The following is a 15,025-nucleotide window of genomic DNA, read 5'->3' on the forward strand; positions in this document are numbered from 1 at the left end:
CTCACATCGGGGACGCGTGCCGTTCGCTCATCGGACCGGGCGCGGGAACCGCCCGGTCCGAACGCGCGGGCGGGGCCTTCCGGGCCGCGGCGGGGCCGGGGCCCGGGACGGAACGGCGCGGACCGGCGAGCGCGGGGCGGCCGGGAGGCGGGGCCGCAGCCGCCGGGCGGGGGCGGTCGGGGGCGCGGGGGTGCTCCGGATCGCGTTGTCAGTGCGGGCCGCTACCTTTTTCGCATGGCTGCCCGTACCAAGACGACCAAGGACCGCCCGTCCTACCGCTGCACCGAGTGCGGCTGGCAGACGGCCAAGTGGCTCGGCCGCTGCCCCGAGTGCCAGGCCTGGGGGACGATCGAGGAGTACGGCGCGCCCGCGGTCCGCACGACGGCCCCGGGGCGGGTCACCACCTCCGCCCTGCCCATCGGCCAGGTCGACGGCCGCCAGGCCACCGCCCGCTCCACCGGCGTGCCCGAGCTGGACCGGGTGCTCGGCGGCGGGCTGGTCCCCGGGGCCGTGGTGCTGGTCGCGGGCGAGCCCGGCGTCGGCAAGTCCACCCTGCTGCTCGACGTGGCGGCCAAGTCGGCGAGCGACGAGCACCGCACGCTCTACGTCACCGGCGAGGAGTCGGCGAGCCAGGTCCGGCTGCGGGCCGACCGCATCCACGCCATCGACGACCACCTGTACCTCGCCGCCGAGACGGACCTGTCCGCCGTCCTCGGCCACCTGGACGCGGTCAAGCCGTCCCTGCTGATCCTGGACTCGGTGCAGACGGTGGCGTCCCCGGAGATCGACGGCGCCCCGGGCGGCATGGCCCAGGTCCGCGAGGTGGCCGGCGCGCTGATCCGGGCCTCCAAGGAGCGCGGGATGTCCACGCTCCTCGTGGGACACGTCACGAAGGACGGCGCGATCGCCGGTCCGCGCCTGCTGGAGCACCTGGTGGACGTCGTCCTGCACTTCGAGGGCGACCGGCACGCCCGCCTGCGCCTGGTCCGGGGCGTGAAGAACCGCTACGGCACCACCGACGAGGTCGGCTGCTTCGAACTGCACGACGAGGGCATCACGGGCCTCGCGGACCCGAGCGGGCTCTTCCTGACCCGTCGTGACGAACCGGTGCCCGGCACCTGCCTGACGGTCACCCTGGAGGGCCGCCGCCCCCTGGTCGCCGAGGTGCAGGCGCTCACGGTCGACTCGCAGATCCCCTCCCCCCGGCGCACCACGTCCGGCCTGGAGACCTCGCGCGTGTCGATGATGCTGGCGGTGCTGGAGCAGCGCGGCCGCATCAGCGCCCTGGGCAAGCGGGACATCTACTCCGCGACGGTCGGCGGGGTGAAGCTCTCGGAACCCGCCGCGGACCTGGCCGTCGCGCTCGCCCTCGCCTCGGCGGCGAGCGACACCCCGCTGCCGAAGAACCTGGTCGCGATCGGCGAGGTCGGCCTGGCCGGCGAGGTGAGACGCGTCACGGGCGTCCAGCGCAGGCTCGCCGAGGCGCACCGCCTGGGCTTCACGCACGCCCTGGTGCCGGGCGACCCGGGCAGGGTCCCCGAGGGCATGAAGGTCCTGGAAGTCGCGGACATAGGGGACGCGCTGCGCGTCCTTCCGCGCTCCCGTCGCCGAGAGGCCCCCCAGGAGGAGGAGGACCGCCGGTAGACTTTGCCCAGGTCTCGCCCGTCCGTACGAACCGAGTGCGGTGAGGGCCTCTCGTTCGGATCAGGCCGGACCGGGGAGCGGGGCCTGGCGCGTGCAGCCGCACGGCGGAGGAGGGAGTCGACGCGATGGGGGTTCCCCCCTGCTCGAGCTCGTCGCGAGTTCGGGGAAGCCGACGACCGGTGACACCGCCGCGGGGACGCGTGCCAGGACGCGCGAGCCCGGCACGACCCGGGCGAGAGACCCTGAAGAACGGGGGCGCCCCAGAACCTGCGACCGGAGGAGTGCAGTGGCAGCCAACGACCGGGCAGCAGCTCCCGGAAAGTCCGGTGGGAGTGCCGGTTCCGATGGTCTGATGCGCGCCTCGCTGAGCGCCGTGGCGCCCGGCACCGCCCTGCGGGACGGCCTGGAGCGTGTGCTCCGCGGCAACACCGGCGGTCTGATCGTGCTCGGTTCCGACAAGACGGTCGAGGCGCTGTGCAGCGGCGGTTTCGTCCTGGACGTCGAGTTCACCGCGACCCGGCTGCGCGAGCTGTGCAAGCTGGACGGCGGCATCGTCCTGTCGTCCGACCTGTCCAAGATCCTGCGGGCGGGCGTCCAGCTCGTGCCGGACCCGACGATCCCGACCGAGGAGACCGGCACCCGGCACCGCACCGCCGACCGGGTCTCCAAGCAGGTCGGTTTCCCCGTCGTCTCGGTCTCCCAGTCGATGCGCCTGATCGCGCTCTACGTCGACGGCCACCGCCGGGTCCTGGAGGACTCGGCGGCGATCCTGTCCCGCGCCAACCAGGCCCTCGCCACGCTGGAGCGCTACAAGCTCCGCCTCGACGAGGTCGCGGGCACGCTGTCGGCGCTGGAGATCGAGGACCTGGTGACCGTCCGGGACGTCTCGGCGGTCGCGCAGCGGCTGGAGATGGTGCGCCGCATCGCCACCGAGATCACCCAGTACGTGGTCGAGCTGGGCACCGACGGCCGTCTCCTCGCCCTCCAGCTGGACGAGTTGATCGCGGGCGTGGAACCGGAGCGCGAACTCGTCGTGCGGGACTACGTCCCCGCGCCCACCGCCAAGCGCTCCCGCACGGTCGACGAGGCCCTGCACGAGCTGGACGCGCTGCCCCAGGCGGACCTCCTGGAACTGCCGACGGTGGCCCGCGCCCTCGGCTACACCGGCTCCCCCGAGACCCTCGACTCGGCGGTGTCCCCGCGCGGCTTCCGGCTGCTGGCGAAGGTGCCGAGGCTGCCCGGCGCGATCATCGACCGCCTGGTGGAGCACTTCGGCGGACTGCAGAAGCTGCTCGCCGCGAGCGTGGACGACCTCCAGACGGTGGACGGCGTCGGCGAGGCCCGGGCGCGCAGCGTCCGCGAGGGCCTGTCGAGGCTGGCGGAGAGCTCGATCCTCGAGCGGTACGTCTGAACCCCGGGCGGTACGTCTGAACTCCGGTCGGTACCGTCTGAGTTCCCGTCCGCACGCCTGGAGTCCGAGCGAGGCGTGCGGAGTTCCTCGCGCGGGTCACCGCCGCGCGCGTACCGCCGCGTCCGGCGGTGCCGGGCGCCCGGCACCGCCCACCTGCCTCAGTCCTTCTCCAGCACGAACGACGTCTGCACCTTCGCGAACCCCGGCGCCTTGGCCTCCGCCAGGTACGTCCCCGCGCCGGCCGACCCCGCGGGCGGGGTCGCGCACTGCGCGGCGCTCGGCTTGCGGTCCCACTTCACGGTGTACGTGATGCTCTCGCCGGCCGGCACCCGGAACACCAGGCTCCGAGGGCCCTCGGGGCAGTCGTCCGACGCCCAGTACGCGTCGTCGGCGCTCGCCTGAGTGATCGTCAGCACCGTTTTCCCCGGCCCGAGATCGATCTTGCAGTCGCTGTCGGAGATGTTCCGCGCGGTCAGCAGGAACGTGGGCGTCCGGTCGGGCTCGTAGGCGTTGCGGGCGCTGCGCAGGCTCAACTTGACCGCGGCCGCGGTGCAGTCGGGCAACCCGGAGCCGGATCCGGACGGCAGCGCGTCGCCCGCGCCGACCCCGGACGACGTACCGCCCTCGGAACCGCCGCCCGCGCTGCCCCCCGCACCGCCGTCCGAGCCGCCGCCCGAACCGTCGGCGCCACCGGAGTCCGCGGGGCCGCCGCTCGCCCCGTCGCCCCCGCCCCCGGACGACGGGCCGTCGGACCCACCGGATCCCGGCTCGTCGCGTCCGCCCGGCGCCTGACTGATCGCCGGTCCCGAACCCGACGGCCCCGGAGTGATGGACGGCGCGGGATTCTTGTCGTTGGCCCCGTTCCCGCGGTCGCCGCCGCCCCCGCCGCCCGCGGTGACCACCCAGGTGATCAACAACGCCAACAGGGCCAGTACGGCCAGGAGTACGACCCTCCTTCGCCAGTAGATGGAGGAGGGAAGCGGCCCGACCGGATTGCGCAGAGATCCCACGGCGCAAACTGTACGAGAGTTCAGCGCGTTCGCTTGTGCCACCCGCCGTCAAGACCACATCTTTTCCTGATCATCATTCCGGAAACCGCCCCGCGGGCCCCGCACTTCGTCAGGTACGGCACCCGACGGTCGCGGAGCGTGACCTTTCCCGCTTCTCCTCCACGGCCCGTGACCGCGGACTTCGTGGACAGCGGCCTCCACTGCGACATCACCGGCTTCGCGCACGGCACCCCGCCGTGGGCACGGCACGCGGCCGGGACCGGGCCGGGACCGGACTCCCTTGGTACGTCGCGCCGTTCGTCCTCGGCCGGTGACGGACCCGGCGCACCGTCCCACGGGTGTTCGCGATCGCGGCCCTCGCGCCGGTGGCCACGGCCGTGGCGTACGCGTGCGGCGACGTGCTGAAGTCCCCTGTCACGAAGGGGCGTCCGCGCCGGGCGGTCACCGGCGCCGCCCCGTCCCCGGCCGCGTGCCCGCCGCGCGGTGGCCGGCCGTTCCCCGGCGACCGCGCCGTGAACGCGGGTGCTTGGACCCTCGCCCCCGGTTCCCGCCGGGTTCCCGGCGCACCACCGACCCGGACTCGGCGGCGGGGGTGGCGAGTCGCCCGACGTCCTCACCGGCGGGGGTCAGGGGCGCGGGTTCGCCGTCGTCCTGCGCAGGGCACCGGTGACGCGGTGCGGCCGGCCGGTGACGACGGCCGTCAGGCCGAAGGCGACCAAGGGCCGGCGCCGGGAGACGGCGGTGGCGGCAGTGGCGGCGGTGGCGGCGGCGGGCGGGGCCGCGCCGGCCGGCCGCTGCCCGGGGGCGAGCGGCTCGTCCTGCCCGGGCCGGTCCGCGGCGAACGCCGGTCGGTGGGACGGGCACGCCCCGCGCCGCCGGCGCCGCGAGCGGCCGCCGGGCCGTCCCCGCTGCCGGTCGGCGGGTCCGCGTCACCCTCCGGGACCCCGGTTCCACCCCGCGCCGTGGCGGCTCCCCCGCGGGCGCGGCCCGGCATGGCAGGATCGAGGGGTCATGACTGCTCCCACGAAGCCCCCGTACGGCGGCACCGCCGATTCCGCGCCCGAGCATGCTCTCGGTGAGCCGCTGCACTCCCCTGTCATCGACTGGTTCGACGAGCACGCCCGGGACCTGCCGTGGCGGCGCCCCGAGGCCGGTGCGTGGGGGGTGATGGTCAGCGAGTTCATGCTCCAGCAGACCCCGGTGAACCGGGTCCTGCCCGTCTACGAGCAGTGGATGGCCCGCTGGCCGCGCCCCGCCGACCTCGCCGCCCAGGCGCCCGGTGAGGCCGTCCGTGCCTGGGGCCGGCTCGGCTATCCGCGCCGCGCCCTGCGACTGCACGGCGCCGCCGTCGCCATAACGGAACGGCACAGCGGCGACGTGCCCACCGATCACGCCCAGCTGCTGGCGCTGCCCGGGATCGGCGAGTACACGGCCGCGGCCGTGGCCTCGTTCGCGTACGGGCAGCGGCACGCGGTGCTGGACACCAACGTCCGCCGGGTGTTCGCCCGCGCCGTCACCGGGGTGCAGTACCCGCCGAACGCCACCACCGCCGCCGAGCGCCGGCTCGCCCGCGCGCTGCTGCCCGAGGACGCGTCGACCGCCGCGCGGTGGGCCGCCGCCTCCATGGAGCTCGGGGCGCTGGTGTGCACGGCGAAGAACGAGTCGTGCCACCGCTGCCCGATCGCCGCGCAGTGCGCCTGGCGCCTGGCGGGCAAGCCGGCCCACGAGGGCCCGCCGCGCCGGGGTCAGACGTACGCGGGCACGGACCGCCAGGTCCGCGGGCGGCTGCTGGCCGTGCTGCGGGAGACGCACGGACCGGTGCCGCAGGCCGCGCTGGACCGGGTGTGGCACGAGCCGGTGCAGCGCGCCCGCGCCCTGGACGGCCTCGTCGCCGACGGCCTGGTGGAACCCCTGCCGGGCGGCCTGTACCGGCTGCCGCTGAGCTGACGCCGAGCCGGCGGCGCGCCGGCGCACCCGGGTACGGGCGTCCGCGGCCCCGTTCCCGGCCGGCCGTGTCGCCTCCTCCCCGCCCCCTCCTCGTCCGCCGCACCGCTTCGGCCCGCCCTCCCCCGTTTCCCCCGGTTCTCCCCGCTCCTCCCCCTTCCCCCTGTTCCTTCCCCCTGTTCCTTCCTCCGTTACACAACCGACGGACAGCCGCAGGCTGCCCGCGGGCTTCTTCGCACAGCGCCGTGACAAGGCCTCCGTACCTTCGTTCACGTGCCGGGGAACGGCACGGTGATCACGGATCACGGGCAGTGCGGCCGGCCCGCTCGCGCGGGCCGCAACGGGGAGCGGAAGGCGGTTCACGATGGCCCAGGGCGAGGTGCTCGAGTTCGAGGAGTACATCCGTACCCGGCAGGACGCGCTGCTGCGCAGCGCCCGCCGCCTGGTCGCGGACCCCCTCGACGCCCAGGACCTGCTGCAGACCGCGCTGGTCCGGACGTACGGCCGCTGGGAGACCATCGAGGACAAGCGGCTGGCCGACGCCTACCTGCGCCGCGTCATGATCAACACCCGGACCGAGTGGTGGCGCGCCCGCAAGCTGGAGGAGGTGCCGACCGAGCAGCTCCCGGAGGCCTGCGTGGACGACTCCACCGAGCAGCACGCGGACCGTGCCCTGCTGATGGACGTACTGAAGGTGCTCGCCCCGAAGCAGCGCGGTGTCGTGGTGCTGCGACACTGGGAGCAGATGTCCACGGAGGAGACGGCCGCCGCCCTCGGCATGTCGGCCGGAACGGTCAAGAGCACGCTGCACCGGGCGCTGGCCCGGCTCCGCGAGGAGCTGGAGGCACGCGAGCTGGACGCACGCGCGCTGGAGCGTGAGGAGCGGGAGCGTTGCGCGGCCTGACCGGCGCGGGATGCATGATGTCCCGGGTCACCGTCCGGGCGGCGACCACGGCGACGGCCGTGCTCGGCGCCGCGGGCCTCTTCGTCGCCGGCTGCGGCACGGGCGGCACCGGCGCGCGGGACGAGGGCCCGGCGCACGCGGAGTCGGTGGCGGGCGCGGTCCCCTCGCGCGCACCGGCCGCGGTCCCCGACCGGGTGAACGCGGTCCGGCTGGTCAAGGCCGACCCGGTGGTCTCGGCCGAGGTCAAGCGGGGGCTCGAGCCGTGCGTCGCCGACGAGTACCCCGTCGACGTGAGCTACGGCAACCTGACCGGGGGCACCGCCGACGACGTCGTCGTCAACGTGCTGACCTGCGGTGACGCCGTGGGTATCGGCTCGTACGTGTACCGCGACGAGGGCGGCGCGTACACGAACGTGTTCGCCGCCGAGGAGCCCCCGGTGTACGCGGAGATCGACCGCGGGGACCTGGTGGTGACCAAGCAGGTGTACGACCGGGGCGACCCGGTGTCGAGTCCGTCCGGCGAGGACGTGGTCACCTACCGCTGGACCGCGGGCCGGTTCACCGAGCAGTACCGCACGCACAACGACTACGGCAAGGTGAGCGGCGCGGAGCCGGTGCCGGCGCCCGGGGGCTGAGGGCCGGCCCGCACCGCGGCCCGGCGGAACCGCCCGGACCGGTGAACGGGTGAACCCGCCGCACGGCCCCCGCGTCCTTCGTGGGGAGGGCGAGGAGGAAGCGCTCGCGCGGGCTTGAGACCGAAACGAGGACTGAGAGCACCGGATGGCAGACCAGACCCACGTCCTGTTCGTCGAGGACGACGACGTCATCCGTGAGGCCACCCAGCTCGCGCTGGAACGGGACGGCTTCGCGGTCACCGCGAAGCCCGACGGCCTGTCCGGCCTGGAGGCGTTCCGCGCCGACCGGCCGGACATCGCGCTCCTCGACGTCATGGTCCCCGGCCTCGACGGGGTCAGCCTGTGCCGGCGCATCCGCGACGAGTCGACGGTTCCGGTGATCATGCTGTCGGCGCGCGCCGACTCCATCGACGTCGTGCTGGGCCTGGAGGCGGGCGCCGACGACTACGTGACCAAGCCGTTCGACGGTGCCGTCCTCATGGCCCGGATCCGCGCGGTGCTGCGCCGCTTCGGGCGGGCGAACGGCGGCCGGGGCGAGGAGGCCGCCGCGGACGCCTCGGGCGTGCTGGCCTTCGGCGAGCTGGAGGTCGACACCGGGGGCATGGAGGTGCGCAGGGCGGGGGAGCCGGTGGCGCTGACCCCGACCGAGATGCGGCTGCTGCTGGAGTTCTCCTCCGCGCCGGGCACCGTCCTCTCCCGCGACAAGCTGCTGGAGCGCGTGTGGGAGTACGGCTGGGGCGGTGACACCCGGGTCGTGGACGTCCACGTGCAGCGGCTGCGGACGAAGATAGGCCAGGACCGGATCGAGACGGTCCGCGGCTTCGGCTACAAGCTGAAGGCCTGAGCGGGCGGATGCGGGAACACCTCAGGCGCCTGGTCGCGGCCTGCGTCGACCGGGCGGGCATCCGCACGGGGCTGCGCTGGAAGCTCAGCGCGGCCATCGCGCTGGTCGGCGCGCTGGTGGCGGTGGCGCTGAGCCTGGTCGTGCACAACGCGGCCCGGGTGTCGATGCTGGACAACGCGCGCGGCCTCGCCGACGAGCGCCTCATGATCGCCCAGCGCAACTACGAGCTGTCCGGGCGGCTGAACTTCCCCAACACCAAGATCAACGATCCGGAACTGCCCGAAGAGCTCCGGCGGAAGGTCCGGGAGGGCCGCCGGGCGACCTACGTGGCCGACCGGCCGGGCGGGTCGCCGGACATCTGGGCGGCGGTGCCCCTGAAGAACGGGCAGGTGATGTCCCTGCACTCCGGTTTCACCGACCGCAGCTCGGACATCCTGAAGGATCTCGACCGGGCCCTGGTGATCGGCTCGATCGCGGTCGTCCTGGGCGGCAGCGCGCTCGGGGTGCTCGTCGGCGGCCACCTGTCGCGGCGGCTGCGCAAGGCGGCCGCCGCCGCCAACCGGGTCGCGGGGGGCGAGACGGACGTCCGGGTGCGGGAGGCCATCGGCGGGGTGGTCCGGGACGAGACCGACGACCTGGCCAGCGCGGTGGACGCCATGGCGGACGCCCTGCGGCAGCGGCTGGAGGCCGAGCGCCGGGTCACCGCCGACATCGCGCACGAGCTGCGCACCCCGGTGACCGGGCTGCTGACCGCCGCCGAGCTGCTGCCGCCGGGCCGGCCGACGGAGCTGGTGCTGGACCGGGCCAAGGCCATGCGCACCCTCGTCGAGGACGTCCTGGAGGTGGCCCGGCTGGACGGCGCCTCCGAGCGCGCCGAACTGCAGGACATCCTGCTGGGCGAGTTCGTCTCCCGGCGGGTCGCGGTGAAGGATCCGGACGTCACGGTGGACGTGGTGCACGAGTCGGAGGTCACCACCGACCCGCGGCGCCTGGAACGCGTGCTGTTCAACCTGCTCGCCAACGCCGCCCGGCACGGCAGGCCGCCCGTCGAGGTCACCGTCGAGGGCCGGGTGGTCCGGGTCCGCGACCACGGGCCCGGCTTCCCCGCGGACCTGCTCGCCGAGGGGCCGAGCCGCTTCCGCACCGGCAGCAGCGACCGGGCCGGCCGCGGGCACGGCCTGGGGCTGACCATCGCGGCGGGACAGGCACGGGTGCTGGGCGCCCGGCTGACCTTCCGCAACGTACGGCGGGCGGGGGCGCCGGACGGCGTGCCGCCCGAGGGCGCGGTCGCCGTGCTGTGGCTGCCGGAGCACGCGCCGACGAACACGGGGAGCTACCCGGTGCTCCCCTCGTGAGGGGGCCGCCGGCCGGCACCGCTCCTCGCCCGTGCCGGGGCCGCCCGGTCCCGGTCCGTCGCCGCCCTCGCCCGGTCGCGGCCGCCGCTCCCCGTCCGTGCGGCCGGTGGCGGCACGGGGGCCTGGCACCGGGGCCGGCCCGGCGCGTGCCGAGGCCCCCGGCGGCGGGTGCCGCCGGGGGCCTCGGTTCACCACGGAGCCCGGACTCCGGATCCCGGAGCCCCGGGGCTCAGAGCTGGACGCCCTTGGAGCGCAGGAACTGGACCGGGTCGATCGCCGAGCCGTAGTTCGGGGTGGTGCGGATCTCGAAGTGCAGGTGGGGGCCGCTGGAGTTGCCGGTGTTGCCGGACAGGGCGATCTGCTGGCCGGTCTTGACGACCTGGCCGGCCTTCACGCCGACCTGCGACAGGTGGGCGTACTGGGAGTAGACGCCGTTGCCGTGCTTGATCACGACGGCGTTGCCGTAGGCGGGGCCGTCGCCGGCGCCGTTGGGGCCGGCCTTGACGACGGTGCCGCCGTGGGTGGCGTGGACCGGGGTGCCGGTGGGCACGGCGTAGTCCTGGCCGCTGTGCTTGGCGGCCCACATGCCGCCGTTCTGGGCGAAGCTCGCGGTGAGCTTGTAGTTCTTCACCGGGTCGACCCAGGACGCCTGCTGCGCGGCCGCGGCCTGGACGGCCTTCTCGGTCCGGGCGGCCTTCGCCGCCTGAGCCGCCTCCTTCGTCTCGGCGGCCTTCTGGGCCTTCGCGGCCTGGGCCTTCGCGGCCTCGGCCTGGGCGGCGGCCTGCGCCTGGACGGCACCGGCGGCGCCGGACGCGGCCGTGGTGTCGACGGCGGCCGCGACCCCGGCCCCCAGCACGGCCGAGGCGCCCAGGCCGGCGGCCAGCACGGCCGCGCGGGTGCGGATCGGGAACGTACGGGAGGAACGGGACGTGACGCGCTGGGACATCGGAACCTCAGGGGGGAGAGGGACAGAGGAAAACCACCCGGCGAACAGGTCCGCGCCTCGGTGGCTGTTCAGTGGTAACCCTTTCGCCCGAAAAGCCGCAAAGGTGTGACCTACGACGAAACGTCGTAGGCCGGTACTGAGATGCACGTCTCTTGACAGGGGCCCCTTACCGGACGAAACCCACCATTTAGAGCTGATCGATCAGATGGTTGGGTTAAATGTCCGTTTTCATCCCGTGGCTTATCCACTATTTCGGCTAGTACCGGACAAACCGCCTGTGCGGCATGTCACCGGGGGCCGGGTTCGGCCATCCCAGAAATGTGGCGCAGGCCTCTATGCGCCTACCGTCCGGTAACCCTACGGTTCACCTCGCGTCACCCTCGCAGACGAACATGCACACGACATGTCGACAGTGTTCCGGACGTGAGAGGACCCCCCGCATGAGAAGCCGACACCCCTGGTCTCGCCGCGTATCGGTGGCCGCCGTCTCGGCCGCGGCCCTGGTGGCCCTGACCGCTCCCGCAGAGGCCGCCACCCCCTCCGGCGCCCCTGCGGCCGTCCCGGCCACGGCGGTCGCGGCCGTCGCCGCGGACGTCGACTACGACACCTGGCAGAAGGACTGCCGGGCCGTCATGGACCAGGCGCTGCCCTACCTGAAGCAGCGGATCGCCAGCCCGCGCCCGGGCGAGAAGCAGGCGATCGTCCTCGACGTCGACAACACCGCGCTGGAGACGGACTTCGGCTTCCGCTTCCCGCAGCCCGCCAACGCGCCCGTCCTGGAGGTCGCCGAGTACGCCCAGGAGCGCGGCGTCGCCCTGTTCTTCGTGACCGCCCGCCCGGGCATCATCCACGCGCCCACCGCGTACAACCTCGACCACGCGGGCTACGAGTCCTCCGGGCTCCACGTGCGCGGGCTCCTCGACCTCTTCAAGAACGTGGCCGACTACAAGACGGCCCAGCGCGCCGCCATCGAGTCGAAGGGCTACACGATCATCGCCAACATCGGCAACAGCCCCACCGACCTGTCGGGCGGCCACGCCGAGAGGACCTTCAAGCTGCCGGACTACGGCGGTCAGCTGTCCTGACCGGGGAACCGGCTCCCGGTAGTCTCACCCCCGTTCACGCTCACACGCGTTCACGGGGGTGGGGCGGTTGGAGCCCGCGGTCCTGGGCGGCAGGCTGGCGTCCGGCCTGGTCCGCCCGCTGGTGCGCAAGCTGTTCGTGCCGGACGGTCCCGGGGCGGGGCTGGTGGACAAGCCCGTCCGCATGACGGACCTGGTGTCCTTCCGGGGCGAGAGGCGCACGCTGGGCGAGAAGGAGGTCCACCGGCTCGCCGGCCGGCTGGTGGCGGAAGCCGCGGCCTCCCCGGGCGAGCGGCCGTTCCGGCCCGACGAGGAAACCGCCGTGACCGACGCCCTGGCCCGTCGGCTGCTCGCCCTCGGCGACCTGGACATGGACGACGTCCAGGCCGTGCGGCTGGGCGCGCACGGGCTCGCCCGGCGGCTGCACCGCCGGTCCGGGCCCCCCGACGGGCTGTCGGCGGACGCCTGCGCCTTCCTCGACTCCGCCACCGAGTGGGCCTGCCTGCACATCCTGGAGTTCTTCACCCGCCGCTCCACCTTCGTGGCCCGCACACTGGTGGAGCAGACCCGGGGACAGGCCGAACTCATCGCGCGGGTCGACGAACTGATCACCCGCGTTCCGCGCCCCGGGGGCCGTGACACCGCCTTCGAGCGCCGCTACCTGCCGTACGTGGCCGAGCGGCACGACCACCTCACCATCTACGGCATCGACCTGCGCGATTCCCCCGACCGCTGGCCGCTGGAGGTCGCGTACCTGACGCTGGAGGCGACCGCCGACCGGGAACCCGACCGGGTCGCCGCACTCGACGAGGGCTCACCGGCCCGTAGCGGACGGATGCCGGCCGACGAGGCGCTGGGCGGGGACTCCAAGGTGCTGCTGCGCGGCGACGCGGGCTCCGGGAAGACGACCCTGGTGCAGTGGCTGGCGGTGACCGCGGCGCGTGAGGGCACGCACGTCCCGTACGTCCTCCCGCTGCGCACCCTGGTCCGCACCGGTCCGCTGCCCGCGCCGGCCGCCTTCCTGAGCGCGGTCGGCTGCCCGCTGTCCCCGCCGGACGGCTGGGCGGAACGCGTGCTGACCGCGGGCCGGGCACTGGTCCTGGTCGACGGTCTGGACGAGATCCCCGCGGCCGACCGCCACGGCACCCGCGACTGGCTGCGCGGCCTCGTCCACGCCTACCCCGGCAACCGCTGGCTGCTGACCACCCGCCCCACCGCCGTACGCGCCGACTGGCTGTCCCGGGAGGGATTCCGGGAACTGTCCCTGGCCCCCATGGACCGGGCGGGGGTCGCCACCTTCGTCCACCGCTGGCACGAGGCGGCGCGCGCCCCGGAGTACGAGCAGAGGCTGTCGGACTCCCTGCGCACCAAGCGGGACCTGGCCCGCCTCGCCACCAATCCGTTGATGTGCGGCCTGATCTGCGCCCTGCACCGCGAGCGCCGCGGTTACCTGCCCACCGGACGCAAGGAGCTGTACGACGCCGCCCTCACCATGCTGCTGTCCCGGCGCGACCGGGAACGCGGCACGGGCCCGGTCGAAGGACCGGAACCGGGCACGGAGGCCAAGCTCGAACTGCTGCAGCGCATCGCCTACGCCCTGGTGCTGAGCGGCCGGACCGAGATGACCCTGGAGGCGGCCGGCAGGATCGTGGAGCGCGCGCTGCCCGCGCTGGCGCCGGCGGCCGGGACCGGGGACGCGCCGGCGCTCCTGCGCGCCCTCCTGCTGCGCAGCGGGGTGCTGCGCCGGCCGGCCGAGGGCGTCGTGGACTTCGTCCACCGCACCTTCCAGGACTACCTGGCAGCCCGGTACGCCGTGGCGGAGGGCCACCTCGACGTCCTCACCGGGCACGCCGGCGACGCCCAGTGGGAGGACGTCATCCGCATGGCCGTGGCGCACGCCCGGCCGCACGAACGGGTCTCCGTGCTGAGGGACCTGCTGGCCGACGGCACCCCCAGGCTCACGCTGCTGGCACTGGCCTGCCTGGAGCACGCGGCGACGCTCGACCCCGCGGTGCGGGCGGAGGTGGAGGGGCGGGCCGCCGAGCTGATCCCGCCCCGCACGACCGAGGCCGCGAGGGAACTGGCCGAGGCCGGTCCGCTGGTGCTGGAACTGCTCCCGGGGCCGGAGGATCTGACGGACGAGGAGGCGCTGGGCGTCGCGACCACCGCCTCGTTCCTGGGATCGGAGGAGCCCCACGGGGCGCTCGCCGTGCTGCGCCGCTTCCGGAGCCATCCGGACCACGACGTACGGCGGCAGCTCGTGGGGACCTGGCGCCGGTTCGACACCGAGGAGTACGCGGCCGAGGTGCTGGACCACCTCGACCGCACGGACCTCTTCCTCAGCTGCGAGTCGCCCGCCCAGCTCGCGGCCCTCGCCCGGATGCGCCCCTGGTCCGAGCTGGTCTTCGAGGGGCCGCACGACCTCGGGGACATCGTGGCCGCCGTGCGGGAGCCCGAAGGGGTGACCACGCTGGGCATCGCCGGGAACCCGCGCCTGACGGAACTGGGCGCGCTGCGGCGCTTCACCTCACTGAGCAGGCTGTCCCTCTTCGACTGCTCGGACACCACGGGTCTGGGCGAACTGTCCTCGCTGCCGCTCACCGAGCTCGTCCTCGCCTCCCCCACCGACCTGACGGGGCTGCGGTCCCTGGCGTCCCTGACCCTGCTCTCCCTGTCCCAGGAGCTGCCCGGCGCCGGCCTCACCGACGCCCTGCCGGCCGGGGCCCCGCTGGACTCCCTCTTCCTGGGCCGCCACAGCACCGACTCGACCGGGCTGCGGGGCCTGGGCCACTGGGGCGCGCTGCGCACGCTCGGCCTCGGACCGCTGACCGCGGAGCTGACGGCGGCCGACTGGCGGGAGGTCGCCGCGCTGCCCGGACTCACCCATCTGCACCTGGACGCGTCCGTCGTCCGGGACCTGCCGGCCTCCGTCGGCCGCATGCCCGAGCTGCCCGGGGTCGAGGTGCTGCGGGTCCCCGGGATGGACGGCACCGAGCACCTCGCCGCACTGGCGTCCCGGCTGCCCGGGCTGCGCTCGGTGGTCCTGGGCAACCTGCCCGGACACTCCTTCCCGGCCTCCGCCTTCCAGCCGCTCTTCCCGGACGCGGACGTCAGCGTGGACCCGCGCTGAGGCGGGAGCCGGCGCCGGCTCCCGAAAGGCCGGTGGACGAACGTTCCGAAGACCCGGCCCGGACGCGGGGGGGGGGGGGGGGGGGGGGGGGGGGGGGGGGGGGGGAGGAGGGGGGGGGGG

Annotated in this window: 11 protein-coding genes; 9 read left to right on the forward strand and 2 right to left on the reverse strand. The window is 74.6% G+C overall.

The window, feature by feature from the left end:
* The first annotated feature begins 234 nt into the window (after window positions 1–234).
* Entirely contained in the window at window positions 235–1,644 is a 1,410-nt protein-coding gene (gene radA, locus ACZ56B_RS06220) for a DNA repair protein RadA (RefSeq protein WP_468786805.1), read from the forward strand.
* A 286-nt stretch (window positions 1,645–1,930) separates the two neighbouring features.
* Entirely contained in the window at window positions 1,931–3,055 is a 1,125-nt protein-coding gene (disA, locus tag ACZ56B_RS06225; protein ID WP_468786807.1) for a DNA integrity scanning diadenylate cyclase DisA, read from the forward strand.
* 158 nt (window positions 3,056–3,213) lie between these two features.
* Here the strand turns inward: disA and ACZ56B_RS06230 are convergent, their stop codons facing one another.
* Window positions 3,214–4,065: a hypothetical protein gene (locus ACZ56B_RS06230; protein WP_468786809.1), complete on the reverse strand. Its 852-nt coding sequence runs from the start codon at window positions 4,063–4,065 to the stop codon at window positions 3,214–3,216.
* A gap of 1,011 nt (window positions 4,066–5,076) precedes the next feature.
* Between ACZ56B_RS06230 and ACZ56B_RS06235 the strand changes: the two genes are divergently transcribed.
* The 5 genes from ACZ56B_RS06235 to cseC all read left to right on the forward strand — a co-directional run bounded on the left by ACZ56B_RS06235 (window position 5,077) and on the right by cseC (window position 9,747).
* Complete coding sequence (locus tag ACZ56B_RS06235; RefSeq protein WP_468786811.1) at window positions 5,077–6,012, forward strand: HhH-GPD family protein; 936 nt, start codon at window positions 5,077–5,079, stop codon at window positions 6,010–6,012.
* A 361-nt stretch (window positions 6,013–6,373) separates the two neighbouring features.
* Entirely contained in the window at window positions 6,374–6,913 is a 540-nt protein-coding gene (locus ACZ56B_RS06240; protein ID WP_468786813.1) for a SigE family RNA polymerase sigma factor, read from the forward strand.
* A complete protein-coding gene (locus ACZ56B_RS06245) occupies window positions 6,901–7,548 on the forward strand; it encodes a hypothetical protein (protein ID WP_468786815.1) in 648 nt (215 codons plus the stop codon). Before ACZ56B_RS06240 ends, ACZ56B_RS06245 begins: the two co-directional genes overlap by 13 nt.
* A 145-nt stretch (window positions 7,549–7,693) precedes the next feature.
* Entirely contained in the window at window positions 7,694–8,392 is a 699-nt protein-coding gene (cseB, locus tag ACZ56B_RS06250) for a two-component system response regulator CseB (RefSeq protein ID WP_468786817.1), read from the forward strand.
* An 8-nt stretch (window positions 8,393–8,400) separates the two neighbouring features.
* Window positions 8,401–9,747: a two-component system sensor histidine kinase CseC gene (gene cseC, locus ACZ56B_RS06255; RefSeq protein WP_468786819.1), complete on the forward strand. Its 1,347-nt coding sequence runs from the start codon at window positions 8,401–8,403 to the stop codon at window positions 9,745–9,747.
* A gap of 229 nt (window positions 9,748–9,976) precedes the next feature.
* Here cseC and ACZ56B_RS06260 read toward each other — a convergent pair whose 3' ends face one another.
* Window positions 9,977–10,693, reverse strand: coding sequence for a M23 family metallopeptidase (locus ACZ56B_RS06260; protein ID WP_468786821.1), 717 nt, complete (start codon window positions 10,691–10,693; stop codon window positions 9,977–9,979).
* 440 nt (window positions 10,694–11,133) lie between these two features.
* Between ACZ56B_RS06260 and ACZ56B_RS06265 the strand changes: the two genes are divergently transcribed.
* Together ACZ56B_RS06265 and ACZ56B_RS06270 are read left to right on the forward strand one after the other, a co-directional pair.
* Window positions 11,134–11,778: an HAD family acid phosphatase gene (locus ACZ56B_RS06265; RefSeq protein ID WP_468786823.1), complete on the forward strand. Its 645-nt coding sequence runs from the start codon at window positions 11,134–11,136 to the stop codon at window positions 11,776–11,778.
* A 67-nt stretch (window positions 11,779–11,845) separates the two neighbouring features.
* Entirely contained in the window at window positions 11,846–14,905 is a 3,060-nt protein-coding gene (locus tag ACZ56B_RS06270; RefSeq protein ID WP_468786825.1) for an NACHT domain-containing protein, read from the forward strand.
* Window positions 14,906–15,025 lie beyond the last annotated feature (120 nt).

Source organism: Streptomyces sp. NPDC034670, from assembly GCF_055574875.1.

What these genes read in the sequence shown, in the direction of transcription:
- cseB (WP_468786817.1), top strand. Translation starts at nt 7,694, where the DNA reads ATGGCAGACCAGACCCACGTCCTGTTCGTCGAGGACGACGACGTCATC.
- ACZ56B_RS06260 (WP_468786821.1), bottom strand. Translation starts at nt 10,693, where the DNA reads ATGTCCCAGCGCGTCACGTCCCGTTCCTCCCGTACGTTCCCGATCCGC.
- radA (WP_468786805.1), top strand. Translation starts at nt 235, where the DNA reads ATGGCTGCCCGTACCAAGACGACCAAGGACCGCCCGTCCTACCGCTGC.
- ACZ56B_RS06240 (WP_468786813.1), top strand. Translation starts at nt 6,374, where the DNA reads ATGGCCCAGGGCGAGGTGCTCGAGTTCGAGGAGTACATCCGTACCCGG.
- ACZ56B_RS06265 (WP_468786823.1), top strand. Translation starts at nt 11,134, where the DNA reads ATGAGAAGCCGACACCCCTGGTCTCGCCGCGTATCGGTGGCCGCCGTC.
- ACZ56B_RS06235 (WP_468786811.1), top strand. Translation starts at nt 5,077, where the DNA reads ATGACTGCTCCCACGAAGCCCCCGTACGGCGGCACCGCCGATTCCGCG.
- cseC (WP_468786819.1), top strand. Translation starts at nt 8,401, where the DNA reads ATGCGGGAACACCTCAGGCGCCTGGTCGCGGCCTGCGTCGACCGGGCG.